The 26,477-nt window shown below is 36.6% G+C and carries 20 protein-coding genes; 16 read left to right on the plus strand and 4 right to left on the minus strand.

What is annotated here, in order from left to right; all coding sequences use genetic code 11:
• Nucleotides 1-202: 202 nt before the first annotated feature.
• The 11 genes from H4J50_RS10065 (at nt 203) to H4J50_RS10115 (ending at nt 17,623) form a co-directional block, all read left to right on the plus strand.
• Nucleotides 203-2,047 (plus strand): alpha-amylase family glycosyl hydrolase, encoded by a 1,845-nt coding sequence (locus tag H4J50_RS10065; RefSeq protein WP_259366216.1) that lies wholly within the window; start codon nt 203-205, stop codon nt 2,045-2,047.
• Nucleotides 2,044-4,629 (plus strand): TIM-barrel domain-containing protein, encoded by a 2,586-nt coding sequence (locus tag H4J50_RS10070; protein WP_182256127.1) that lies wholly within the window; start codon nt 2,044-2,046, stop codon nt 4,627-4,629. The genes H4J50_RS10065 and H4J50_RS10070 overlap by 4 nt, the downstream gene beginning before the upstream one ends.
• A gap of 317 nt (nt 4,630-4,946) precedes the next feature.
• Nucleotides 4,947-5,294: a hypothetical protein gene (locus tag H4J50_RS10075; RefSeq protein WP_182256129.1), complete on the plus strand. Its 348-nt coding sequence runs from the start codon at nt 4,947-4,949 to the stop codon at nt 5,292-5,294.
• A 212-nt stretch (nt 5,295-5,506) separates the two neighbouring features.
• Nucleotides 5,507-6,979: an efflux RND transporter periplasmic adaptor subunit gene (locus tag H4J50_RS10080; protein ID WP_259366217.1), complete on the plus strand. Its 1,473-nt coding sequence runs from the start codon at nt 5,507-5,509 to the stop codon at nt 6,977-6,979.
• 34 nt (nt 6,980-7,013) lie between these two features.
• Complete coding sequence (locus H4J50_RS10085; protein WP_182256131.1) at nt 7,014-10,223, plus strand: efflux RND transporter permease subunit; 3,210 nt, start codon at nt 7,014-7,016, stop codon at nt 10,221-10,223.
• Between the two features lie 173 nt (nt 10,224-10,396).
• The gene (locus H4J50_RS10090) at nt 10,397-11,851 is read left to right on the plus strand and encodes a sodium:alanine symporter family protein (RefSeq protein WP_182256133.1); all 1,455 of its coding nucleotides are present in this window, start codon (nt 10,397-10,399) and stop codon (nt 11,849-11,851) included.
• Between the two features lie 216 nt (nt 11,852-12,067).
• Nucleotides 12,068-12,298, plus strand: a complete 231-nt coding sequence (locus tag H4J50_RS10095) for a hypothetical protein (RefSeq protein WP_108456287.1) — start codon at nt 12,068-12,070, stop codon at nt 12,296-12,298.
• Nucleotides 12,295-12,966 carry a DUF2959 domain-containing protein gene (locus H4J50_RS10100; protein ID WP_239058963.1) on the plus strand — a complete coding sequence of 224 codons (672 nt, stop codon included), beginning with the start codon at nt 12,295-12,297 and terminating at the stop codon, nt 12,964-12,966. The genes H4J50_RS10095 and H4J50_RS10100 overlap by 4 nt, the downstream gene beginning before the upstream one ends.
• A 137-nt stretch (nt 12,967-13,103) precedes the next feature.
• The gene (locus tag H4J50_RS10105; RefSeq protein WP_182256134.1) at nt 13,104-15,755 is read left to right on the plus strand and encodes a DUF748 domain-containing protein; all 2,652 of its coding nucleotides are present in this window, start codon (nt 13,104-13,106) and stop codon (nt 15,753-15,755) included.
• A gap of 156 nt (nt 15,756-15,911) precedes the next feature.
• Nucleotides 15,912-16,727, plus strand: coding sequence for an ABC transporter permease subunit (locus tag H4J50_RS10110; protein WP_182256136.1), 816 nt, complete (start codon nt 15,912-15,914; stop codon nt 16,725-16,727).
• Nucleotides 16,724-17,623, plus strand: a complete 900-nt coding sequence (locus H4J50_RS10115) for an ABC transporter ATP-binding protein (protein WP_182256138.1) — start codon at nt 16,724-16,726, stop codon at nt 17,621-17,623. Before H4J50_RS10110 ends, H4J50_RS10115 begins: the two co-directional genes overlap by 4 nt.
• A gap of 15 nt (nt 17,624-17,638) precedes the next feature.
• Here the strand turns inward: H4J50_RS10115 and H4J50_RS10120 are convergent, their stop codons facing one another.
• Nucleotides 17,639-20,242 carry an EAL domain-containing protein gene (locus H4J50_RS10120; protein ID WP_182256140.1) on the minus strand — a complete coding sequence of 868 codons (2,604 nt, stop codon included), beginning with the start codon at nt 20,240-20,242 and terminating at the stop codon, nt 17,639-17,641.
• A gap of 438 nt (nt 20,243-20,680) precedes the next feature.
• Between H4J50_RS10120 and H4J50_RS10125 the strand changes: the two genes are divergently transcribed.
• From H4J50_RS10125 to H4J50_RS10145, 5 genes are all read left to right on the plus strand, one after another.
• Entirely contained in the window at nt 20,681-21,334 is a 654-nt protein-coding gene (locus H4J50_RS10125) for a cupin domain-containing protein (protein WP_182256142.1), read from the plus strand.
• Nucleotides 21,335-22,061: 727 nt separating this feature from the next.
• Nucleotides 22,062-22,310 carry a hypothetical protein gene (locus H4J50_RS10130; RefSeq protein WP_182256143.1) on the plus strand — a complete coding sequence of 83 codons (249 nt, stop codon included), beginning with the start codon at nt 22,062-22,064 and terminating at the stop codon, nt 22,308-22,310.
• A gap of 113 nt (nt 22,311-22,423) precedes the next feature.
• Nucleotides 22,424-22,885, plus strand: a complete 462-nt coding sequence (locus H4J50_RS10135) for a hypothetical protein (protein ID WP_182256145.1) — start codon at nt 22,424-22,426, stop codon at nt 22,883-22,885.
• Nucleotides 22,886-22,991: 106 nt separating this feature from the next.
• The gene (locus tag H4J50_RS10140; RefSeq protein ID WP_182256147.1) at nt 22,992-23,228 is read left to right on the plus strand and encodes a hypothetical protein; all 237 of its coding nucleotides are present in this window, start codon (nt 22,992-22,994) and stop codon (nt 23,226-23,228) included.
• Between the two features lie 35 nt (nt 23,229-23,263).
• Nucleotides 23,264-23,512 (plus strand): hypothetical protein, encoded by a 249-nt coding sequence (locus H4J50_RS10145; protein ID WP_182256149.1) that lies wholly within the window; start codon nt 23,264-23,266, stop codon nt 23,510-23,512.
• Between the two features lie 144 nt (nt 23,513-23,656).
• On the opposite strand, the gene H4J50_RS10150 is transcribed toward H4J50_RS10145, so the two are convergent.
• The 3 genes from H4J50_RS10150 to H4J50_RS10160 all read right to left on the minus strand — a co-directional run bounded on the left by H4J50_RS10150 (nt 23,657) and on the right by H4J50_RS10160 (nt 26,377).
• A complete protein-coding gene (locus tag H4J50_RS10150) occupies nt 23,657-24,922 on the minus strand; it encodes a tyrosine-type recombinase/integrase (RefSeq protein ID WP_182256151.1) in 1,266 nt (421 codons plus the stop codon).
• On the minus strand, nt 24,915-25,184 hold the full coding sequence (locus H4J50_RS10155; protein WP_182256153.1) for an excisionase: 270 nt from the start codon (nt 25,182-25,184) through the stop codon (nt 24,915-24,917). Before H4J50_RS10155 ends, H4J50_RS10150 begins: the two co-directional genes overlap by 8 nt.
• Nucleotides 25,185-25,873: 689 nt before the next feature.
• Entirely contained in the window at nt 25,874-26,377 is a 504-nt protein-coding gene (locus H4J50_RS10160) for a hypothetical protein (RefSeq protein ID WP_182256154.1), read from the minus strand.
• Nucleotides 26,378-26,477: the final 100 nt, after the last annotated feature.

A 26,477-nucleotide genomic window follows, 5' to 3' on the forward strand; every position in this document is an offset into this window, starting at 1 on the left:
ATTTAATGTGTACTCTCGAAATATTGTCTTTGTTGTTGCCTTACTTCTGATATTGAATTAAATGGGTAGCATTCATGTTTAAGGTTATAAAATGCGTTGTTGTGTATCAAAAATCAATCATTTCAGTAGACTAAAAATTGTGGCTTCAAGCTTAATATTCGCTAGTTTTTTGCCCGGTTGTACAATTGAAGATGGAGAGTCGATGAACTTAACTGATTTAAGTAATGTAGCTGAGATTGCAGCGAGTAATGAACATGCTGAACAAGGTAAGCCTGTTGTTTATCAGGTGTTCACTCGGTTATTTGGTAATAAAAATACTACCAATAAGCCTTGGGGAACGATAGATGAAAATGGTGTGGGTAAGTTTAGTGACTTTACTGATAAAGCATTACTCGGCATTAAAGCGTTAGGTGTTAGTCATATTTGGTACACCGGCGTTCCACATCATGCCTTAATTGGTGACTATACAAAATTTGGTATTCATAATGACGACCCAGATGTAGTGAAAGGGCGTGCAGGATCACCTTATTCTGTTAAAGACTATTACAGTGTTAACCCCGACTTAGCCGATAACCCAGCTAAACGCTTAGAAGAATTTGAAGCCTTAATTGCCAGAACGCATCAACAAGGCATGAAAGTGATTATTGATATTGTGCCAAATCATATTGCACGCGACTATCAATCGTTAGGTAAACCTAAAGGGGTACGTGACTTTGGTGCTGACGATGACAAAACGGTTGAATTCTCAGCAGATAATGACTTTTATTATGTCGTGGGGGAAGACTTTAAAGTACCTGAATCTAATGATGGCTATGCACCCTTAGGAGGTGAAAAGCATCCGTTAGCTGATGGGATATTTAACGAGTCTCCTGCAAAGTGGACTGGTAATGGTTCTCGTGCCGCGCAGCCCAGTATTAACGATTGGTATGAAACCATTAAAGTGAATTATGGAGTAAAGCCTGATGGTAGCTATACCTTTGCAAGATTACCTGAGTCGTATCGTTTCAAAAGTTATCAAGCGCATAGTGAATTTTGGCGTAATAAAAAAGTGCCTAATTCTTGGGTGAAATTTCGTGATATTACACAATTTTGGCTGGATAAAGGTGTAGATGGCTTTCGCTACGATATGGCAGAAATGGTGCCCGTTGAGTTTTGGAGTTATTTAAACTCAGCCATAAAAATGACCAATAAAGATGCTTTTATATTGGCAGAAGTTTATAACCCCAAACAATATAGAAATTACATTCAGTTAGGAAAAATGGATTACTTGTATGACAAAGTCGATTTTTATGACCGTCTGAAAGATATTATGCAAGGTCACGGAAATACAGCAGATTTAGCTAATATTGCACAACGTTACAGCGACATTGAACAACACTTATTACATTTTTTAGAAAATCATGATGAGCAACGTATTGCCAGCCCTGACTTTGCCGGAAGCGCTGAAAAAGCAAAGCCCGCCATGGTGGTTTCAGCGTTAATTAGCCGTTCGCCAACGATGATTTATTTTGGCCAAGAAGTTGGTGAAGATGGCAGTGAAGAAACAGGCTTTGGCGACCCAACTCGTACTACTATTTTTGATTATGCTGGTGTACCTGCACATCAACGTTGGATGAATGGCGGAAAGTTCGATGGTGGCCAATTGTTTGATGATGAGAAAAGTTTGCGAGACTTTTATCAACGCTTGATGACCATTTCAGCGCAAAATAGCGCAATGTTAGGGAGTTACCAAAGCTTACATGAAAATAACCGTAAAGCGTTAAGCACTTATAATCATCTGCAATTTGCATTTGCTCGTTGGCAAGCACAAGAAAGGTTAATTGTTGTTAGCAACTTCGATAGTGAAAATAGCTATCAATATAACTTGCAATTACCAAGCAATTTAGTGAATCAGTGGCAATTACCGGCGGGCGAATACCCGCTAGTAGATTTACTTTATGGCAGTTCAAATATACTAACGGTTCACGCTGATAAAACCGCCACGGTTAACGTGACTATGTTGCCATTAAGCTCTTTTGTTTATCAACTTCAGGCCGTTAAGTCATGATGAAAAAAATCACTTTTGAATCCAAAAAACAAATGCAATCGAGCGCTTTATATCTTCTTGCCTTGATTTTAATATTTATCAGCTGGCAGGGATTAACTCGCGATTATATTAACCATCAATTATCAGGTAACACCTTAGCAGTAAGGACGAGCGATGGTATTGTTGAAATTAATGCGCTTAATCAATCTGCGTTCGAAGTGCATTATCAACCGATTGGTTTCAAGCAATTACCGTCATTTGCTATCGACACCGTTAGCACGTCAAACAATAAAGATGAAAGAAACTTAACGGTTGTAGATTCTGCGAAAGCGTTAACCTTGAGCAGTAAATTCTTGGTGGCGATTATCAATAAATCACCTTTTAATATTCGTTATACCAAACCTAATGGCGAGTATATCGCTGCTGAAGAGCTTGGACTTTTTACTCAGCAACCTCAAGCTGTAATACCAAAAGTAACTGTAAAAACTGACGTAATTAAACTTCCCGTGGACAACGAAGTCATTGAAGTAAAAGACTTAAATGTAGAGCCTCCGATTGAATTTACTTTAGGGTTTCGTTTTAAATTACAACCTCAAGAGAAAATTGTAGGTGGCGGTCAGCGCGTGTTAGGTATGGATCGTCGTGGTCAAAAAATGCCACTATATAATCGTGCTCATTACGGATACGAGGATCAGTCAAATCAAATGTACTATGGCTTGTCGGCCATTATGTCGAGTAACAAATATATTATCGTCTTCGATAACTCTGCAAATGGTGAGCTTGATATTGCTCACGACGAAGCTGACATATTACAGTTTAGCGCCGTTGGTGGACGCACGTCTTATTTGATTATTGCCGGCGATAGCTATCCAAAATTAATTGAGAACTTGGTTGATGTTACCGGAAAGCAACCATTACCTCCGCGTTGGAGTTTAGGTAATATTGCCAGCCGTTTTGGCTACCATAGCGAGCAAGAAGCGCGTGCTGTGGTACAAAAATATCATGATGAAGACTTCCCACTTGATGCCATCGTGTTTGATTTATATTGGTTTGGCCCTGATATAAAAGGCCATATGGGTAATTTGAATTGGGATAAAATAGCATTTCCAACGTCGGTTGCTATGATCAAAGACTTTAAAGCCCAAGGGGTAAATACCATTATGATCACGGAGCCCTTTATTTTAACTTCTTCAAGTCAATGGCAAAGTGCGGTTGAAAATAGCGCCTTAATGAAAAACGCCCAGGGGCAGCCTGAAAAGTTTGACTTCTATTTCGGCAATACGGGTTTAGTCGATGTTTTTGATGAAAAGAGTCAAGACTGGTTTTGGCAATATTATCAACAACTCGCCGAGCAAGGTGTGGCAGGATGGTGGGGGGACTTAGGCGAACCTGAAGTGCATCCTGCAAATGGTTTGCATAACTTTGCTGGAGGTAAAGTTACCGGTGATGAAGTGCATAATGCTTATGGTCATAAATGGGCTGAAATGGTTTTTAAAAGGTTACAGAAATTTCAACCTGAAACACGCCCATTTATCTTAATGCGCTCAGGTTTTATTGGTTCACAACGCTACGGCATGGTGCCATGGACAGGTGATGTAAGTCGCAGTTGGGGTGGTTTTAAACCACAAGTAGAATTAGCATTACAAATGAGCGTGCTCGGTTTAAGTTATATCCACTCCGATTTAGGTGGCTTTGCCGGTGATGGTCCAATAGATAAAGAACTTTATATCCGTTGGTTACAATACGGTGTTTTTCAGCCAGTTTATCGCCCGCACGCTCAAGAAAATGCCAAACCAGAGCCAATATTTCATGACACTGAAACTAAAGATATTTTGCGTGAATACGTTAAGTTACGTTATCAGTTAATGCCTTACATTTACTCGTTAAGCATTGAAAATAGCTTAACAGGTATGCCTATAATGCGACCGATGTTTTTTGAAGATGAAAGTAAGCTAGATCTTATTGATGAAAAAGATAGTTATTTTTATGGCGATGCCTTACTTGTTGCACCTGTAACGGAACAAGGTGCCCGTAGTGTCGAGGTGAACTTGCCAACAGGTGTTTGGTTTAACTTTTGGAACGATAAACGCTATTTAGGCAATCAAAAAGTAACTATAGCTGCACCGCTAGATCAAACGCCGGTGTTAGTTCGAGGTGGCGCTTTTATTCCTATGGTTGAAGCGGTGCAATCAACCAAAGATTACAACACCAAAAATTTAACCTTACATTATTACGCTGACACATCGGTAAAATCATCTTCTGCATTGATGTATAACGATGATGGTAAAGATCCGAATTCGCTAGCTAATAGTGATTATGAAAAACTGACCTTTAATGCCGAACAACAAGGCAATAACTTGTCGCTTAACTTACAACAAGCGGGTGACTTTTCAGGAATGCCTGCATCACGTAAATTGAGCGTAGTGATCCATCATTACGGCGATAATTCAGCGAAGATAAAAGTTAATAATAAGGCGATAAAACTAGTAGCGAATCAACAGCAGTTCACTGATCATTCTATTGCTGCTTGGTATGATAGTAGTGCTAATCAACTGCAAATTAAAGCTGAGTGGAATAAGACGGTGAATATAACTATAAATTAAATGAGCTAATGAGCATTAACATTTTTTAATGCTCATGCTTTACTGAACATAGTTTAATGCTTATGGTTTACTGAACATAGTTTTGATGTGCAGCTTGCTTTTTAATACCAATATATAGTTTTCATTTGTATTAAAATGTTACTGTTTTTTTACGTAATATATAGCTCTACTTAAAGGTTACACTACTTTTTAACAAGTTAAGCCAAAATACCAGAAGCGATTAAACATACACAGGTTGAAGCCCACTATTAATTAACTTACACTGCTGTTTCGTTGTTAAGAGAACTAAAGCTGTGTTTAATCGTTTGTTAATTATAATGTTTGCTCTTTTGTTTGCTGGTCAAACAATTGCGTCTGCTTTTGATTTACACAGCAGCCACCAAAATAAAGACTCAACGCAAAATTTGTCTCATCGTAACTTAGATGAATCACATAAATCTCATCAAGAAGGCACGTTAGCGAGTACGCTTAATAATGCTGATGCCGGTGAACAAGACCCATTCGATTGTCATCATTGCTGCCATTGTCATGCGCCATCGGTTGTTTATATTACTTGTAATATTTCAACAAGCTTTACGCACAAAAGTAATGATAATATTTTGACTAGAAAAGTAGCCTTAGTGTCACTTTGGATAACACCCGAACATCGCCCACCTATAGTTTAAAACTTACCTCAAATTTATCTGAACATGCAATGCACTGGTTTGGATATTTATGCTTTGTTAATCGATATGTTTTGTTTACTTTAACAACACTCAGCTGAGTTATTTGCTTTATGCAACTCAGTGCTGCGTGATGCGTTTTAGTCAATCAAATAAATAAACCTCGATTTTCAATCTTAAAAGTCATCTTAAAAAACTAAATTAAGAGTATCACTATGAGTAAGTTTCAACCGAGTAGCCTTAATATGGCTGCGCTATTTTTACGTTATATTTCACCTTGTTTAATTATAAATTCACTCGCAAAGCTCGCTGTTTTAACAGGTATATGCACTCTCAGAAAATCAGCGGTTTTATTAGTACCTTTCACATTAACTACGTTACTTAGTACTTCAGTGATGGCAAGGGAAGTTAATGTGACAAGCGAAAAATCACCAGAAAAAACGGCAACATTGTTAGATAACCATGCCAGTCATGATCACAAAAAAAATAAAGCAACTGAGCAAAAAACCAATAAAACTAAAGTTAATCCACACCAACATGGAGTAGAAGGTGCGGAAAAAGACCATGAAAATCAGGGCGATGAAGATGATGTTAACCAAAACTTTTCTCAAAGCGCTTTACTAACCTTATCAAGCGATAAAGAACCCGCAGAAGAGAATCATCAAGAAGGTGCAAGTTTCAGTGCGGAAAAAATGGCACTTGCCGGTATTGAAATTTCAGCAATATCAGCAAAAATATTTGCCAGTCATGTTTATGCACCAGGTGAGATTAAAGCCAATGGCTATAAAAGCTATATTGTTTCTCCGCGCACTGAGTCTGTGGTGGTTTCTCGCCATGCCACATTAGGGCAACATGTTGAAAAGGGCGATGCTTTAGTCACTCTGTTTAGTGAATCGGTTGCCGAAGCACAAGCGAAATATCGTGTTGCCTATAACGACTGGCAACGAAATAAAAAACTCGGCAAAGAAACCGTGAGTGAAAGACAGTTATTAAGCTCAGAAACCGATTATATTTCTGCCTACAGTCGTTTGAAAGCCTTTGGCTTAACTGAAACCGCTATTGCACAAATTGTTAAGGGTAACTTGCTAAATGCTTATGTTGAGGAACTTGGTGAATACACCTTAATTGCTCAGCGAGCAGGAGCGGTACTCAGTGATGATTTCTCGCAAGGGCAGAGGGTTTCAGCTGGAGACGCCATTATGGTGTTAGCTGATGAAAGTGAACTTTGGGTTGAAGCGCGCGTTTCGCCAAATAAACAATTGAATTTACCCAAGGGCACGCAAGCAGTTATTGAAATTTCCGATCAATATTTTGTCGCCACTGTCATTCAAGAGGCACATACCATAGACCCAAAAACGCGTACTCGTATTGTACGCTTGGCGGTTAAAAATGATCATGACCGTTTGCATCCTGGCATGTTCGTTAATGTAAATTTTAGCTTTGAAACTAACGTGAAAGTAATGGCAGTACCCGAATCAGCACTGATGCGTTCAAGTGATGGTGATTGGACGGTATTTGTTGAAGGACATCCTGGTGAGTTTTCTGCGGTTGAAGTGATATTAGGTCGTTCGTTAGGACGTTTTCGTGAAATTTCAGGCCTAGCACCGCAAACTCGTATTGTAACAAAAGGCGCATTTTTTGTGGCTTCTGAAATAGCTAAAGGCGGTTTTGATCCGCATAACCATTAATTCATCAATAGCGAAGAAGTAGGAGCAGAATATTATGTTTAATAAAATGATCGATTTTTCTGTCAATAATCGCCTATTGGTGATGTTGATGTTAGCGGCAACACTGGTTGGCTCAGTGTTTATTATCCCACAGTTAAATTTGGATGCTTTCCCTGATGTGACTAACGTACAAGTCGCCGTAAATACAGAGGCACCAGGCTTAGCGGCTGAGGAAGTAGAACAATTAATTACTTACCCTATTGAAGCGGTAATGTATGCCATGCCTGATGTTGAGCAAGTGCGCTCAATTTCAAAAACTGGTTTGTCGGGTGTTACCGTGGTTTTTAAGGAAGGCACGGATATTTACTTTGCTCGTCAATTAGTTTTTGAGCGCTTACAAGCGGCGAAAGAATTAATACCACAAGGTGTAGGTACGCCAGAAATGGGACCAAATACCTCAGGATTAGGGCAAGTATTTCAATACTTACTGATCGCTGATGAAGATGCCGGTTATGACGCGATGGCGTTACGAAGTCTTAACGATTGGGTTGTTAAGTTATTACTAATGCCAGTTGATGGCGTGACTGACGTATTATCGTTCGGCGGTAATGTTCGTCAATATCAAGTGAATATTGAACCGAGTAAATTACTTTCTTATGAGCTGAGTCAAAGCGATATTATTAGCGCATTAGAAAATAATAATAGCAATGTTGGTGGTTGGTACATGAATCGCGGGCAAGAGCAATTAGTGGTGCGTGGTACAGGTTGGTTTAGTGGCGGTGCCGCGGGTTTAACTGATATTCAGCAAGTTCCGGTTAAAACGGTTGATGGTACGGTAATTACGGTTGCGGATGTCGCAAGTGTTGAACTTGGTAGTGAAATTCGCCAAGGTGCGGCCACTATGACTAGGCGTAGCAAAAATGGCGATATTGAAAGCCTAGGTGAAGTGGTTTCAGGCATCGTACTTAAGCGTATGGGTGCAAATACAAAATCGACCATTGATGGTATTAATGCGCGCTTACCTTTAATTGAACAAGCACTGCCAAAAGGTGTGCGTTTTGAAGCTTTTTACGATCAGTCTGACTTAATCGTGAAAGCGGTTAACACCGTCGTTGAGTCACTTATTCTTGCGTTTATTTTTATCGCCACTGTACTAGCTTTGTTTTTAATGAACTTGCGTGCAACCTTTCTAGTATTAATCTCCATTCCTATTTCAATCGCGATCACGTTAATGATCATGTCGTACTTGGGCTTATCGGCAAATCTAATGTCTCTGGGCGGAATAGCTGTAGCTATTGGCATGTTGGTTGATGGCTCAGTAGTGATGGTTGAAAATATGTTTAGGCACCTTAATCGAGCTGATGAAGCACATTCGAGTAGCGTTATTTCTCGAAACGATACTAAGTTTACTGACAGTGACTCGTATGATGTGGTGCACGATGACAGTAGCGGAATACCATTAGAATTAAAGCAAGCAGGTAAAGAGGTTGCTCGGCCAATATTTTTTGCGGCGTCAATTATTTTAGTGGTATTTATGCCGCTATTTAGCTTTGAGGGCGTGGAAGCTAAATTGTTTCAACCGATGGCGATAAGTATTATTTTAGCGGTAATTTCAGCTATTTTTGTCGCTTTGATTGTTGTGCCTGCACTGGCGACATATATGTTTAAAAAAGGTGTTAAAGCGCGTGAAAGTATGATTTTACGTCCACTTGAACGTTGGTATCGCAAAAGTTTAGTCATCGCTATGCAACAAACGAAAGTGGTTATTGGTATCTCATTAATATTGCTATTTAGTGCCATGGCTATAGTGCCGCAAATAGGCACAGAGTTTGTGCCCGAATTAGAAGAGGGGACGATTAACCTGCGTGCTACATTGGCCCCGTCTTCGAGTTTAGCTACCGCGTTGCAAGTCGCCCCGATATTAGAGGAAAAGTTAATGGCTTTTCCTGAGGTAGACTATGCACTAAGCCGCATGGGACGAGCTGAAATTGGCGGTGATCCCGAGCCTGTAAACAACATCGAAATCTATATTGGTTTGAAGCCCGTTAGCGAGTGGACAAGTGCGAGCGATCGTTACGAACTTCAGCGCTTAATGGCAATAGAGTTAGAGCAATTCCCAGGATTATTGCTTAATTTTTCACAGCCTATTGCTACCCGTGTAGATGAATTACTGTCGGGGGTTAAAGCGCAATTAGCGATTAAACTTTTTGGACCTGATTTAACTATTCTCGCATTAAAAGGGCAAGAGATTGAAAGCGCCATTAAAACGGTTGAAGGCGCTCGCGATGTTGCTATGGAACAAATTGTTGGTGAAGCGCAATTAGTGATTAAGCCAAATAGGGAACAGTTGTCGCGTTTTGGTTTTTCTGTTGGTGATGTAATGTCATTGGTACAAAATGGTATCGGCGGTATAACTGCTGGCCAAGTTATTAATGGCAACGAACGTTATGACATTTATGTGCGTTTACAGGAGAGTAGTCGTAATAATCGCGATGCCATTGCAGAGATTCGTCTGCAATCACCTACAGGGGCTTGGGTACGTTTAGGCGACATTGCCGATATTTCACTTGAATCTGGGCCACCACAAATTCGTCGTGATGATGTTCAGCGTCGAGTGGTTATTCAAGCCAATGTACAAGACCGAGATATGGGCAGTGTTGTAGCTGATATTCGTGCGGTTATTGCCGCCAATGTTGATTTACCTGCGGGCTATTCAGTCGCTATTGGTGGTCAATTTGAAAACCAGCAGCGTGCGCAGGCTAGGCTAGCTATAGTTTTACCTGTGTCATTAGGCTTAATTGCATTATTGTTATATTTTGCTTTTGGCTCAATTGGGCAAGCCATGCTGATTTTACTGAATGTACCATTAGCTATTATCGGTGGTGTTTTTTCATTATATCTTTCAGGGCAATATTTATCAGTACCCAGCTCTGTAGGTTTTATTACATTGTTTGGTGTGGCGGTATTAAATGGCGTGGTAATGGTGGAAAGTATCAACCAAAGAATTCAAGGCGGCTCAGTGGTTTCAAAAGCTGTATTTGAAGGCGCAACTTCACGTTTACGACCCGTACTGATGACGGCGATAACGTCGGCATTAGGTTTAATCCCTATGTTAATGTCTAATGGCGTAGGTGCAGAAATACAACGGCCTTTAGCGAGCGTTATTGTTGGTGGGTTAGTGACAGCTACTTTGCTAACATTATTTGTATTACCGGTGCTTTTTAGTTGCTTTTCGAAGGCTAAAATTGCTCAGTTGCAACGTTAATAAAGCTTAAAACTCATATTAATTAGTATTACTTAGTGGGTTATTACATTTAGCCTGCTATTTTAATGATATCTGCAATAATTTTACTCGACCTTATTTAAATTAGCGTGATAAAGTTAAATTAATATCCACAATATTCCTCAATATTAACCCCCTATAAAGGTCCTGTAATAATGAATTTCGAACAAATTGTTTCGAGTATAAATAATGTTTTGTGGGGCGAAGGGCAGGTACTCATTTATGTATTGTTGTTCGCTGGCTTTTGGTTTTCATTTAAGCTGAAATTTATACAAATCCTTAATTTTCGTCATATGTTTTCTGTGATAAAAAACAGTGGTAAGCAGGATGAAAACGCCGATGATAATTCTGGTATTAGTTCACTGCAGGCATTGTTTATAGGGTTGTCTGCACGAGTAGGTACAGGTAACTTAGCCGGTGTAGCTGTTGCTATCTCGCTTGGTGGTAGCGGTGCAATATTCTGGATGTGGGTTATTGCTTTGTTAGGGATGGCTACGGGGTTTGCTGAGAGTGTTTTAGGGCAACTTTATAAAGTGAGCGATGACCATAAAGAATATAGAGGTGGGCCAGCTTATTATATTCAAAAAGGTCTAAACCAACGTTGGTTAGCGATATTATTTTCATTGTGCTTATTTTTAGGGTATGGCTTTAGTTTTAGTGCGATGCAAGCTAATACCATTGCCGATTCTTTAAATCACGCATTTAACATTCCGAGTATGTATTCAGGGCTAGTGATCACCATACTTGCGGGTGGCATTGTATTGGGTGGGCTTAAGCGTATTGCTCGCTTTGCCGAGTTAGTTGTACCTTTTATGGGCATTGCTTTTGTTTTAGTCGCGATAGCCATTACCTTAATGAATATTACTGCTGTACCTGCGATGCTTTATGACATCATAACGTCAGCTTTTGGTTTACAAGAGGCTGGCGCTGGCATGTTAGGCGCGGCGATTAAAAATGGTATTCAACGTGGCTTGTACTCTAATGAGGCGGGAGCAGGTAGTGTGCCTCATGCTGCTGCCAGCGCTAGACCAGTTCCTAATCATCCGGTTACACAAGGTTATGTGCAGATGCTAGGGGTATTTTTAGACACTATGGTGCTTTGTACTTGCACCGCGTTTATTATTCTACTGGCTGATATTAATTTTACCGGTGAAATGGAAGGTATTCGTGTAACCCAAAATGCTATTACTCATCATTTAGGTGAGAACGGCGTTTATTTCGTTTCTGCGGCTATTAGTTTGTTTGCCTTTACATCCGTGGTTGCAAATTACGCTTACGCTGAAAGTAATTTACATTTTTTCAAACTCGATAATAAGATTGGCCGAACTATATATACAACTATGTATTTAGCGATGGTTTTTTGGGGTTCAAGTGCTAGTTTAAAACAAGTATGGAGCATGGCTGATGTGGCTTTAGGGCTGATGACCTTAGTGAATGTTATCGCTATTGTGCAACTAACACCTACCATAGTTGCGTTAACTAAAGACTATAATGCCAAACGAAAAATTGAAAACGTAAGTGATGCTGATATGGCATTTAACGCTGATGATATTAAACTTCAGGGCAAAGTAGAACAGGGTATTTGGCAAAAAAAGAGGCTTAATGATTAAGTAATGCTAGCCTATAAATCTAACGATAGTTTTAGCTCGTGATGATAGTTCTACTCAAAGCTTAGCTATTGCGCAGTAGAAGTTAGGTTAAATATAGTCAAATATTGTGTCTTATTTTTTTACAATATATAGACCCAATAACAGCAGCTTACAAATTAATCTAATGCTATACTTTTCATTATATTAATGTGTGTTTTTTATATTTAGGAGATTTTTATGGCACAGCAAGGTTCAGGCGGTAATGTGTTAGCCGCGATTTGCAGTCTTTTTATTCCAGGTTTAGGCCAGTTGGTTCAAGGTCGTATATTGCCGGCATTATTGTTTTTTGTTTTTGCGAGCATCTTTTGGGGACTTTCATGGTTAGTATTCCCCATTGCATTTGCGGCAATTACGCATTTATGGGCAATTATCGATGCTGCAAAATTTAGTAGCGGTAATAATTTATGAAAAAGTTAAAAATGCAAAAAAGTGTTGTTTCAAAATTTTCATTTATGCTTGTTACACTCGTATTGCTAGCCGGTTGTCAGTCGGCTTATTACTCAGCTATGGAAAAAGTTGGCGTACATAAGCGCGATATTATGCTCGATAGAGTTGAAGACGCACAAACATCACAAGAAGATGCACAGGTGCAGTTTAAATCAGCGTTAGAGCAACTTACGCAATTGATCAGTTACGATGGTGGTGATTTAGCGACGCAATATGAGATGGTTAATGATCAGTACTTAGCAAGTAAAGCTTCTGCTGATGAAGTAACATCTCGTATCGACGCTATTGAAAGTGTGGCTGATGCCTTGTTTGATGAATGGAATGATGAAATTCAACAATACGCGAGCAATAGCTTAAAGCAACAAAGCCAACAAAAATTAAGAGAAACTGAACGTACTTATCAAAGACTTATTAAGTCTATGTATCGTGCCAAAGACAGAATGGCGCCAGTTTTATCTGCATTAAAAGATAACAGTTTATATCTTAAACATAATTTAAATGCGCAAGCCATTGGTGCTCTACAAGGTGAATATAAAACGATAAAACGTGATGTTGAATCGTTAGTCGCTGACATGAGTCAAGCTATAGAGCAATCTCAACAATTTATCGACTTGTTAAAAGCCGAGTAGATTGTTAAGCTTTTTAAAAGAGGCTATCGGATAATGTTTCGATAGTCTTTTCATTTTTTGAATCATATAAACAGTACAATAACATTTCAATGAAGTTGTTCATGGTTGTGCTTATTTGTCATATATAGGAATCTAGTATGGGTCGTTATTTTAAACGCCTAGTTCAAATTTTAGTTATCAGTTTTATCGTTATTTATGCTCTCATTTGGTTACTCTCACCAACTATAATACGCTACGTTATCAATACTTACGGCTTACCTAAGCCATTACTACTTACCGATAAATCGAGTATTCGCTATAACCCATTTACAGCACATTTAACGATAAGTGATTTAGAAGTAAAAGCGAATGAAAAAAATAGTGCACTTAAACTGCAAAGTCTCAATGCAGAGTTGCATTTGTACCAGTTACTTTTTGATAAAATATATATCGCTGAATTTACCCTCAATGGTATCTTTATTCCTATTACGGTGAACGAATCTTCCCTCAATATTGCCGGTATTGAATTAATGGATGAAAACCCTGTTCCAGTCGAACCTGAGCCTGAAAACGTTCCTGACAGTGGCAACTTTCCTTATCAAGTTATTGTGCCTGAATTCCAATTATCAGATGCACATATTGAATTAATGTATTTTTCACAGAAACATAACATTCAATTAGACTCTATTTCATTACAGAACATTTTATTGTCTCAACGTGAGCAAGATATTAAATTAAACTTGGTCAGCCATTTAAATGGCGCACCAGTTAAAGTGAAGATTGATGGGAGTTTACTGAAACAACAAGGGATTATTAGTGTTGAGCTTGATGCCAAAAATATCGAACTAAATACAGTAAAAGCCTTTTTACCACCAGAAATTTTAACGCTCAAAGGCAAGGTCAGTCATACCAGTAAATTTAATATTGCCATTAACGAAAAAGAAACGTTAATTAATTTTAAGGAACTGTTGTTAGCTGTTGAAGACTTAATTGTTGAGCAAGAGAATCTAGCCATTTCAGTCAAAAAGCAAATGCTTGAATTTCAATCGCCGCCATCATCTGCACCTTCTGTTTTAAAAGCTGATAGTGAAGTTGATAGTGAAGTCGATAGCAAAGTAGCTAATTCTAACCAATACAATATCGCGTTAAGTAAAGCGCAAACATTAGTTAATATGGGTGAGTTGCTGCTGACTATTGATGATCTTAATGTTGTGCAAAACAATATTGCTATTGCGGTTAAAAATCAAAAAGCTCAGGCAAAAAACTTAGCGGTTATAATTTCGGATAATAACCCGATAAGTATCGATACCTTGATTAATGTGACCATCGATGGAGTTACGGCAAATGCAGCAGACAAAGAAGCATTGTTAGCCGAAATTGCAAATATATCGATTAATAATATTGCTCTTCAATATCAAAACAACAAACCGAAAGTAAATGTTGAAAGCGTGGTTGTTGCTAAAAGCCAGTTCTCAAAAAATATTGAACAAAAAATGCCATCATTAGCCTCATTCAATGGTTTAACTGTCAATACAATTGAATACAGCCCAGAGCTTATTGCTATTAATGATATAGCCTTATCTGGGGTGGTTGCTAATGTGTTACTCGATAAAGATAAACAGTTAGCTACACTTGTTGCTCTAAATAGCGCAAGCAGTAATGAAGACACAGATAAAACGATTGAAAATCCAAAGGTGACTAACGAAGTAACGAGCAAGGAAGACAGCAAGCAAATTAGCGAAGAAGCTGCCGAGTTAGACAAAGCTGCTCCCGTGGCGAAACAAGCATTTAGATTAGGTAAATTTACCTTATTAGATGATGCTCAAGTAGACTTTAAAGACAGCAGTGTTACACCGAACTATGAGCGTAATGTCAATATTACGCATCTGCTTTTATCTGATGTTGATACGGGTAACCCTGAACAAGAAGTGCTACTTGATATACAAGGGAAAACAGATAAATACGCTAGCTTTGATATAAAAGGTCGCGGTGTACCGTTTGCAGAGCAACAAAAATTCAAACTAAATGCTGTGGTTAAAGAACTCAGTTTACCGGGTGTTTCTAGCTATATTAAACAAGCATTAAAATATGAAATTGAAAGCGGTCAACTCGATCTCACTATTGATGCTGGCTTGACTGGAAATAAAATTAATGGCGATGTTGATATTTTATTAAGAGGTGTAGAGTTTACTGCGGCTGATAATAATGAAAGAGGCGCGATATCTGATGGCTTCAGCGTACCGTTTAATGTTGCTTTAGGTATGTTAAAAGATTCTGATGGTAATGTTGAACTGACCTTGCCGTTAAAAGGTGACACAAACTCACCTTCTTTTGGCTTATCAGGATTATTAACATTACTGGTTAAGCAAGCGACTATGTCAGCAGCGAAAGACTATTTAATTACCACATTTGTGCCTTATGCAAGTGTAATGAAAGTAGCAATGGCAGCAGGTGAGTTTGCACTTAAACTGAGAATAAATGATTTAGTTTATCCTGCAACAGCTATTGAATTAAACGCAGAACAACTAGAGTTTAGCCGACAAATGGCCGTGATGTTGGCAGACAGGGAAAATACCAATGTTAAACTTTGTGCGGTAGCAACGGCGAGTGACATAGAACTAGCGGATGCGACACAAGCACATTTACCAGAAAATATTGCACGTTTAAGTAAAATATCACAACAACGCGTTGATTTATTCAAGTCTCATTTAGTCGATCAATTAAAAGTGCCTTCAGCTAGGCTATTATTTTGTAAAGCACAAATAGATACATCAGAAGGGGCTAAACCTCGTATTAAGTTTGTTATTTAGTCTACTTTAAAATCTATGACTAATTAAACTCACATTGTCAGCACTAAGGCTGTTCATGTGAACATAGAGCATGAAATAATTCCTAATCGGTTAATGAGGAAGCTCATTAACCGACAATTACTTTACTGAGCTTAACCTATAAAATAGCGGTGCCAATTGAACATTAACCTTTCAAGACTCTTTAATATAGTTACGTTTGAAATCGTACGTTTATTTAAAACTAAACGCGGCTTACTGGCGTTATTAGCATTTGCTGCTATCTGGTTTATTATTCTTTATTATTTTGTTGGCTCTGCATCAGCGATTGTTACATCGAACTCGTTTGAAAGTATGGCAAAACAATTATTTGGCGCTTTAGGGCTTTCTGCCTTGTTAGATTGGCCTGTTGCTGAATACGCTATTTATTGGTTAGTGGCGATTTACTTCTTTCCAAGCTTTGCGTTATTGGTATGTAGCGATCAAATTTGTTCAGACAAGCAGCGTGGTACATTAAGGTTTATTACTTTACGTACAACCCGAGCAGAGTTAGTTTTGGGACGTTTTTTAGGGCAATTATTAATCATGTCGATATTGATTTTATTGACTGCCATTGCGACAACTATATTAGCAAGCTTAAGAGATATAACCTTATTGACCGACAGTATTATGCTTGGCATTCAACTGTGTTTGCAATTAATTATCGTGGTAGCACCGTTTATTGCACTTATGTCTTTGCTTAATACTTTTGTTACCTCTGCGCGACTTGCTATTGTGGTTGCAACCCTATTTTTTGCCTTAGGTCCTTTATTCGTTGTATTTATAGAATATCAATTTGGCCAAAATTTTTATCTCAACTTAATATTTCCTGGTGGGCAAATCAGTAGTGTTTTATCTCAAAGTAGTGATATTGCAAGTCAATACTTTTTGCCTTTACTACAAACGGCTGTTTTACTCATTGGTAGCCATTTAATGATGAAGAGGGCTTCATTATGAGTTTAATTATTGATGTTCAACAATTAACGAAAAAGTACGGTAATAATACGGCCCTCAATAATGTTGAATTTTCGTTAGAAAAAGGTGCTCCAGTTGCGCTAGTTGGGCCAAATGGCGCTGGAAAAACCACCTTGTTTAGTTTGTTATGTGGTTATATACAGCCGTCTTCAGGCAATATCAGTGTTTTAGGTCATTCACCCGGAGACTCTGCATTATTTGGGCGTTTATCTGCATTACCTCAAGATGCACAATTGGACCCTAGGTTCTCTATCGCTATGCAATTATCCTTTTATGCACGATTGCAAGGCATGAGCCGAAAACAGGCTAAAAACGACACGCTAAGAGTGTTAGAGATGGTGGGCTTATTAGATGCTGTTAACAGTTTACCTAGCGAGTTATCGCATGGCATGCGTAAACGCGCCACTATAGCTCAAGCTTTATTGGGCAGTCCTGAAATTGTGATGCTGGATGAGGCTACTGCGGGGCTTGACCCTGTAAATGCTAGAGAGATTCGTGCAATTGTTGCGGATCATGCTAGTGAGGTTAACTTTATTTTAAGCTCACATGATCTTAATGAGCTTGAACGATTATGTGATCGGGTACTGTATCTAGAAAATGGTAAATTAAAGCAACATCAAACTCATGGTAATAATGTCAATACTCGTTATTTAACCTTGAGAATGAAACAGCAATATCAAGATATAATAGCGTCAATAAGCCAAATACCCAGTGTTGAACATATTGATATGACGCAAGATAGAGAATATTTACTCACGATTAATAATGAGCATGACGTAGGTAATGTTGAAATTGAATTACTCAATATGTTAATAAAAAACAATTGGTCTTACACACAAATTATTAATGGTAAAACTTTAGAAAACCAATTGTTTTAAGCATAATTAGTGGCGCTATTTATCAACAGGAATAAATTCGCCATCTAAACTTTTAGGTATTTGACCATTAGTCAGATTGTTTAGCCATTCTAGGTAATCATCATAAGACATAGGTTTAGCATAAAAATAGCCTTGACCAATATCACAGCCGAAACTGCGCAGGGTTTCTTCATCTAAAGCACTGTTTATACCTTCGGCGACCACTTCTAATCCAAGTCCTTTTGCCATTTTTACCGCAGTTTCAGCAATCACTTTACGTTTAATGTCACTACATACATCTTCAACAAATTCTCGGTCTATTTTGAGTTCTTGGAAGGGTAATTGATTAATTTGAGATAGCGATGAGTAACCTGTACCAAAGTCATCAATACTAATAGTAATACCCAGTTCAATAAGCTTCTCAATAGTATTTATAGCAATATTATTTTGCGCAAAAGAAATAGACTCAGTTAATTCAAAAATAATTTTTTCAGCTTTAATATCACAACGACTAATTATACCGGCAACGTCATCAATAAAATTAGCTTGAATAAGATCTTTACCGCTGATATTTATAGAAACCATATGGTTTAGACCCGTATGTTCAGTAAGCCGAGCCTGTTGAGTTAGCGCCGTTTCTACTACCCATAATGTTAGCGATGGCATTAAACCAAAATCTTCTGCTATCGCAATAAATACATCGGGATATATTGCGCCTAGCACTGGGTGATTCCAACGAATTAAACACTCGCTACTACAAACTTTATTTGTTTTTAGGTCAATCTGCGGTTGATGAAATAACTCAAAGCCTTTATGGGTTATCGCTTGCTCTAAATCAATGGCTAATTGTATTGAAGATGGGCTATTTTCACTGTCTTTTTGCGCATAATAAGTCCATTTGCTTTGGCTAGTTTCGGCATTACTTGCGGCAATTGATGCATTACTGATTAAACTTGCACTTGAACTACCATGCTCAGGATACGTAGCTAAACCAACAAACGCTGATAAGGGTAACTTAAGATTTTTAATCGAGTAAACATCTTGAACTGCTTGTTGAATAGAGTGAATGAATAGCTCTATATTTTGCTCATTATCTACGTTGTTAATCACCATTGCTAAGCTACAGTTTTCCAAATAGCATAGTTTTTCGAGTTGGTCAGTCGTATGAAGTACAGCATCATTGAACCTAAATAATGACGAGAGCTTTTGATTTAAATCTTGAATGAATTTAACTCTAGTTTGCTCATCTATATAAAGCTCAATACGTTGAAATTGCTCAGGCTTAATGACGATAACAGTGAAGTCTTGAATGTCGTCCTTTAAAATTTCATTAATTTTGTGTTCTAGATTGGTTTGTCTAGGGAGATGATTACTTTGATGATAAGCAATCATGGTTAATTTTTCTTGCTCGCTTCGGCGAATGCGTTCAGCTAATGCAAAAGCCATAAAGGTAACTTCGATCATAATGGCAAATAGAAAGGCATGACCGGTTAAAAAGCTATATTCAAGTTGATTTAGCAACACCATAGGTTGAATAATTGCACCAACAAACAAAGGTAACCAAGATAAAAAGTAAAAGCGTGCCCAAGAAAAATCTTGTTTTAAACGATTAAAAATAAGGTAAAGCGCGACAATATAGAATAATGGCTGTATTGAGAAAAATAGTTTGGTTTGTGCTAATTCATCTAATGAAAGTGAATACAGAGCTAATAGACTTATAATAGCGACAAAGCCAATGCAAACTTTATAGGCCCAGTGATTTAATCTGTCATAGCGTAAAAAGAATAAGGTAAATAATAGAAGGAATATAATTAATAAAAAGTCATTAAAGATGAGATATTGATTAAGTAAGTGCATTACCTGTTCAGAAAAAAGAAAGTACCCATAGCCAGTTAATGATGAAAGCACGGCAAAAGCAGATATAAGGTATCCTATATAGAGTAAATAAACCTTATCTTTGCCAGCAAAAAATAGTACTAAATTATAGATAGCAATAATGAGCAAAATGCCAATAAATGCACCATAAATAAGCTGAGACAATAGTAACCTTTGTTCAAAATCGTCTGGTTTAAACAATTGCAAAGGGATATTAGGAGGACCTGAGCTCTTTAGTTTTATTAAGTATTCGCTATAACCAAACTGGTTTAGCTCTAGATTTACTGCAGGATATACGTTTTGGCTAACTTCTAAGTCAGTTAAAGACTTGTCAAAAAGTATTGTTGGTGCTTTGATTGCGCCTAGCTCGTAAACAATAAAGCTATCAAGCATACTATGCTCAGCCATTAAGACTAAATGCTCATTTTCATATGCTCGTCTTTCTTGAATGTTGACTGATAATAGTGATTTTCCGATTGGATAATGCAAGGAAAGCTTTATCCAGTAGCTTTGCTCTGCAAGTGCATAAGGGATACTATTTATGTTACTTTCGATAAATTGGGCAGAGGTTAAAACCTCATTTATATCAGCATTATTGCTCTTATCTATGAAGTAGCTGCTGTTAATGGTAAATGGGCTGTTGAACTCATCAATGTTTTTCTGGTCAATATCATTCACTAAACTAACAAAGCTTAATGTTATGGCGAATAATATTAATGCAATAATAGCCGTAGAGATTTTTTTACTTAATTCGGGAAATATCAAAAATAAATACTCTTATAAGTGAATAGTAATTAAGGTTTTACCCTTAGTGCAGTAAACATTTTTTGAGTTTATAGTTTTCAAGTGTCGATAAGCTTTCTTGCAATTATATATGGCTTACTATTTAGCTTATACTTGTTTAATAGCTCAATCGATTTAATACAGCTTAGGCATAATTAAGCTGAAATAAAGATACCGACACGCTTAAATTGAGTGAAAGCTAACTGAATTATAAGCCTTTATCAATTTATACTAGCAATACTATTAATGTAGCAGAAATAGCGAATTCAAGTAATAACTTTAATTTGTATTTTTTGTATTTAATTCATCGTTAAACCTTTGGGCTAGATTAATAGCTTACTTGATGAATTAACTTCAACCTGATTAATATGAAAAAATAGCCAGCATACCAGTCTACCAATGCAAGTGAGAAAACTTAATATGATTAATATGGACTTTAAACAACGGGTTGTAATTAATACAGCAGAAAAAGCTTGGGAAAAAAGCCCTTCACCTGGTGTTATGAGAAAACCATTAGCGCGTGAGAACCGTGAAAGCGGTCATGCAACCAGTATTGTTAGATATGAAGCAGGTGCAAAATTCACTTCACATAATCATCCATTAGGTGAAGAAATCTACGTGCTTTCAGGTGTGTTTTCTGATGAAACCGGGGATTATCCAGCAGGGAGTTATTTTCGCAACCCTAAGGGCTTTATACATGCGCCTTTTAGTATTCAGGGATGTGAATTACTGGTTAAGCTACACCAAATGTCACCTTTAGATACTCAACGCATCAGTATCGATACAGCTCAACAAACATGGCTACCCGGTTACGGTAATTTAAAAGTAAAGCCGTTACATAGTTTTGAAAACGAAAATGTTGCTCTTGTTTTTTGGCCTGCAGGAGAGAGATTTGTTTTACATAATCACTTTAATGGGGAAGAGATTTATGTCATCAGTGGAGAGCTTATTGATGAACTTGGACATTACCCAGCAGGTACTTGGATCAGAAGCCCACATTTAAGTGCTCATCAGCCTTATGTTGAGCAAGATACATTGATATGGGTTAAAACTGGGCACCTAGCAGAAAACTAAAGATTAAATACGGGTAACTCACCACTTATAGACAGTGTTTTATCTTAAATATTGTTAAGCGTTTACTGTGTATTAACAACTTACACAATTGAAGGACGATCGTTGTGGAAATATAGCTTGCGCGTTATAGTTTTACTTGCCCTTTATTGTGCATGTAATGTTATCTGATGATGACTAATATCTGTAACGGTAATGGCACTTAATTAATGGTGATTGTTATAAGTTTGAATTAACTCTTTCATCGGCTATCTTTTGAATAAAGGATGGGTAATGGTTAAGATAACAATAACCATATAAGAGGAGAACATTGTATTTTCTACTCTAAGGCGGTTAAATGTTGATGTTTGTGGATATCTAATTCAATGATTATTAAGTGTGGAAGCACTGTTAATCCATTTTATATTATTAAAGAAAATAGGAATATCTTTGTGACTAATCAAGCTGATTTAAAAAGTGTAAAGTCTATTTTATTTGTCTGTATGGGCAATATCTGTCGTTGCTTATAAATCAATGACTTACGTTCATTCCCCAATGATTCCCCAACGATTCCCCAAATGAGCTACTTTATTTGTAAACTTTATATATTTCATTACTGTTTTAAATGAATGTTTAAAAGTTTATAAATATTGTGGGGCAGACCTAAATATAATAATGTAATTAAATAAAACTATGGGACTGAGATTTCTGAGTAGTATCCATAATAAACTGTTGAACTAGAGTAAATCTAATGAGCAATTCAATTTGGAATTCGAGCTTTAAGCCAAAGCCGATTAATGAACTGGCAAAGAGGGTTACAAGTGAAACTAGAAAAAAAATAGCACTTAAAAAAACGAAGGTATTAAAGAAGGGTATAAGTAAATTAGATAAGTGTCCATTTTGCAATTATGAACTTCCCAATGGCCTTGCAAAGCACTTAACTAAATCAAAAGAGTGCTGGAAAAAAGCAAATAACTATCATAAAAGAAGCTCAGTGTAGTCAAGCTTTATAAGTAATTAAGCAAGACTAATAACAGTTTATTCTTACCCCTTTGTCGCTTCTTTTAATATTATTTTTAGGTTAACTTTTGCCACACATAATGGGGTATTTCAATGGATGAAATAGAAAAATTAGATACTAAAATCTTAAGTTTAAATAGTTTAATTTCTGATGGCGAAAAAAAGTTTGAACTCAAAAGAGATAAGTTGAGCAATGAGTTCTTCAATAAGTTAAAGCCTAAAAAACCTAAAAAGTTTCAATCCGAATTGAATATGCGTCTAATGATTGGTGGGCGAAAAAATTATAAAGGGTATCTCCTTGATGAACTTCAGGTCTTAGGGAATCAATTTTTAAATAAAAATGATGAGCTTGTTAACTTATTGAAAGCTATTCGTAATGCAAGGGCTGCACTTTATCAACTAAATATAGATTACAATATGGCCGTTGATAAGCAGAAAGAATCTAATAAAAAATATGCAAAAATAGAACTTAAACCAATGCGAGTAGAAAAAAATGTAGGTTCATCAATGCCTAATTTTCCTTGGGAAAGAGTTTTTAAATCGAAAGGTTTTTAATACAAATAAAAGTCACTTATAAGACCACTTCATGGCCTTAATTGCTTATTTTAATAAAGTAATATTATTTTTCTCTTTGTAAGACTTAACCATTAAAGGATAAATTGTGCCTCACGAAATACAAAAAATTTGGCGTGAATTTGCAAAAGGAAATCTTTCCGAAGAGGGACGATGGCTTCGAAGAGGTTCACGGTCTAAAGTTGCATCACCATGGGTTAATGGCGTTTCATCTCCTGCAATGCCTACCCGTAAACTCTCAAATGTTATTGTCTATGAACAAGGTTGGTTAAATAACTTTAATATGGCTTTGGCAAAAAAAATAGTTTTGATAATCCAAATATAACTCTAAGAGAATTAGTTACTGAAATGCTCTTGAAAATGGGGCAGTCAGAAACAAGTTATCCATATGTTTGGTGGGTTGTACCAGAGGGTAATAAAATACGGACAATCTATGAAGATGCAAATGGAATTACATTTGTTAAATTAGATAATAAATGGAAGATGGCTTACTCATCTGAAGCAGTAGGTGTTCTTGTTGGAGCACAAGGAGGTTACGATTTTGAAGGAATTCCACGTAACTCTTATTTTGTATCATGGGAAAATGAAACTATAGCTATGGAGCATTAAGACTAAATAATTAACAAAGAAACATATCGTTTCAGACTTAATACAGGCAGTAATCTTATTTCTGCCTGTATTTTTTTAGTTAAAACTTTAAATTTAAATAAGTTGATTAACACTTGAACTACTACCTTATTAATTTTTTTTTGATTAAACCGCTTCTACTTTCGACCAGTCACAACCACGAAGGTCATCATATTCATCAGTCATTTTCTCATGTTTATGCCCTAATAGTTTCTTTGTATTTACTCCTTGAACTTTATACTCTCGTTCAGATAATGATCTTAATTCATGGAATGACGGAGGCTTCAAAATATATTCAATACCAGTTGCTATAATAGCTTTGGCGAAAGTTCTTGAAACTGTGTCTGCATGTAACGGATCACCCAATTTATTAACTGCTCTTGCCGTAGTATGGTGAAGTACGAAAGGTGAGAATTTAAATAAGTTAGCTTTATTAATCACATCACCAACAGATAAGTTGAGTTTCTCCAGCCTTAAACTTAAGGGGATCCTTAATAGGTTTCCTGTTTTCAGTTGAAATACACAAAGCTGATCATCTTCAACGAATGAATAAGGTGCATATTTTACTAAATCAGCAAAGCTTGTGTAATCCTCATTAACAAAGTGGTTTGAATTTAGCCTGTATGCCTTATAACGTTCATCCCAATCTTTACCTTTACGTTTTCTCATTAAACATAAGTCAGTTCTTCGTTGCCCTGTTATAACAGCGAGTAAAGCCGATAGTCTATGAGGTTCATATTTATAAGCCTCAATAACTTTTTCAAAATGAACAAAGCTTAAACGTTCACGTTTGACTTTTGCATCAGGGTTTATTGTCATAGATGCAATATTAGCGGTTATGTTATCAATACCGTTGCCAATAGCTATTTTGTAAATATCAATATATATAGATCGAACAGATTGAGCCATTCGATTTTGATCTAATTTTATATAACTATTAAGCAATTCAGCAATTTTACGGACATTAATGTCTGCAAAAAATAAATCACCATGAGCCTTATGAATAGCCATAGTAATATTTTTCTTAATTTTGAAAGTATTCGGCTTAATTTCTCCATTTTTTAACTTTTTTCTACAATAAGATAGATATTGTTCGAGCCACACTTTTAATTGAATACCAGTGCAGGTATTTGATGGAGTAGTTAAAATTCTATTTACTTTTGCATTGGCGATCTTTCCATATAAAACTGCATTTAGTTCAATAGCCTCTTCTTTAGCTGCAACAATATCAGACCCAAGACTGTGAAATTGCTTTGCTGCATCAGGGAACCTAGGATCATTAAAGCGAGGATCTTTATACTGGCAAGAAAAACCTGTCTTGCTACGTTTGTCTTTTTTAATATATAGATTTTTTATATCGTGCGCGTTTAAATTGTTACGTGGTTTAGCCATTATTTATAATCCTTTGAGTTCTATTATTTAGGTTGAAGTTTGCTGGTGTTGACTGTTTTAACTCTTTTAAAGCATGTTCTGTTCTTTTACATTCAATAGTTTTCTGAACATAAGTAGCGTTAGGGTGAACTAGCCAACTTCCGCCTATTTTTACTGGAGCAGGAGTTATCAAATGATTTCTCGCCCATTTATTCAAAGTGCCGATACCGAATTTTTTACTATAATTTTGTTCAGCCCATTCAAGTAATGTAATTTTTTTCATTGATGGTACCTCCAACTTAAAAAAGTAAATGGATTTACATTACCTAATAACTTAATTAAATTAAGTATACAGCTTTTAGTTGCAACTAACTGATTTTGTCCAGGTTTGTCTTTTTTTCTACACGAGGGGTTAGCTATTGAATAGCTAGATAGTGGAATTTTTTGTTTAAAGTTTTTCATTTTTTAGACCTCTAATATTGAAATTTTATAAAATTTGAATATAGGAGGGCGTAGAACAAAATTTTTAGTTTTTTGCCCTCCAATATACTTCATGATTTTGTTTAAAAGCTTGCACTTGCAAACTCCTGTTTTATGTAAAAATGTTTTGTTTGTTTGTTTATTTTGTAATTTATCTACATTTTCAGTTATCCTGTATTTTTTAAGTTGTGTTATTTATGATTTTTCGTATTTTGTAGCACTCTTTAGCCATATCATCATTTCGTACTGTGCCTTATTACTGAAATCAGGCTGTAAAGTGATATTCGTTACGCCCCACATTAGTTTTTTATTATATTTGTCGAACTTATATGATGCTTGATAAAGGTTGACACCATAATTCTCATTACAACCTGAAGCTGCTACCTGTGCTAGTACGTGATTAGACGAACATCGTCCATTTTTTCGAGCTGATTTTTAATTTCTTCAAGTGAAATCATTATAATTACCTCGTTAATTTATTAAATAATGAGCTTAAGCTGCTTGGTTTAAGTTAATGTACTCATATGCTATGAGCAAATAGATAGTTAGCAATCCTGTAACATCACCATGTTCGTTGTTTACGGACATACCTAACTCTGTACATACCTGAGTGTAACCTCTGACTAGATATGAAAAGCACCCAATGGCTTTCTTATCAACTTCCGCTAAGTCGAGTTCATCAAATAGAACATGTAGCGTGGTTATTATGTTTTCTATTTCTTTATTATTTTCTATTAGCTCAATTGGCATATTCTGAAAAGTTTCTGTAATTAACTCGCAACCATGCATCATTAAATTAACAACCCTGTCAGATGTAATTACCTTAGTGCCTATGTATTTACGATGTTTAACGCTAATTTTTTCCATTGATTTTTCTGAAGTAGCTTTTGTAACTTGCTTCAACATTCTTTCGTAATCTATAAATGTTTTCGCCTCAGGTGTTATTACCGAAATTTTACTCGTGTGATGTCTAAAATCTTTTTTCTTTGTATTCATTTTTTGATTTCCTATGTAAAAATTAAATTTTATTCAAGAAGCCAAAAAATTTGACCTCTTAGTTTTTAAGTTGATAGAACATCTTCATGTTCATATTTCC

It is taken from the genome of Colwellia sp. 6M3 (assembly GCF_014077595.1).
Taxonomy (GTDB): domain Bacteria; phylum Pseudomonadota; class Gammaproteobacteria; order Enterobacterales; family Alteromonadaceae; genus Cognaticolwellia.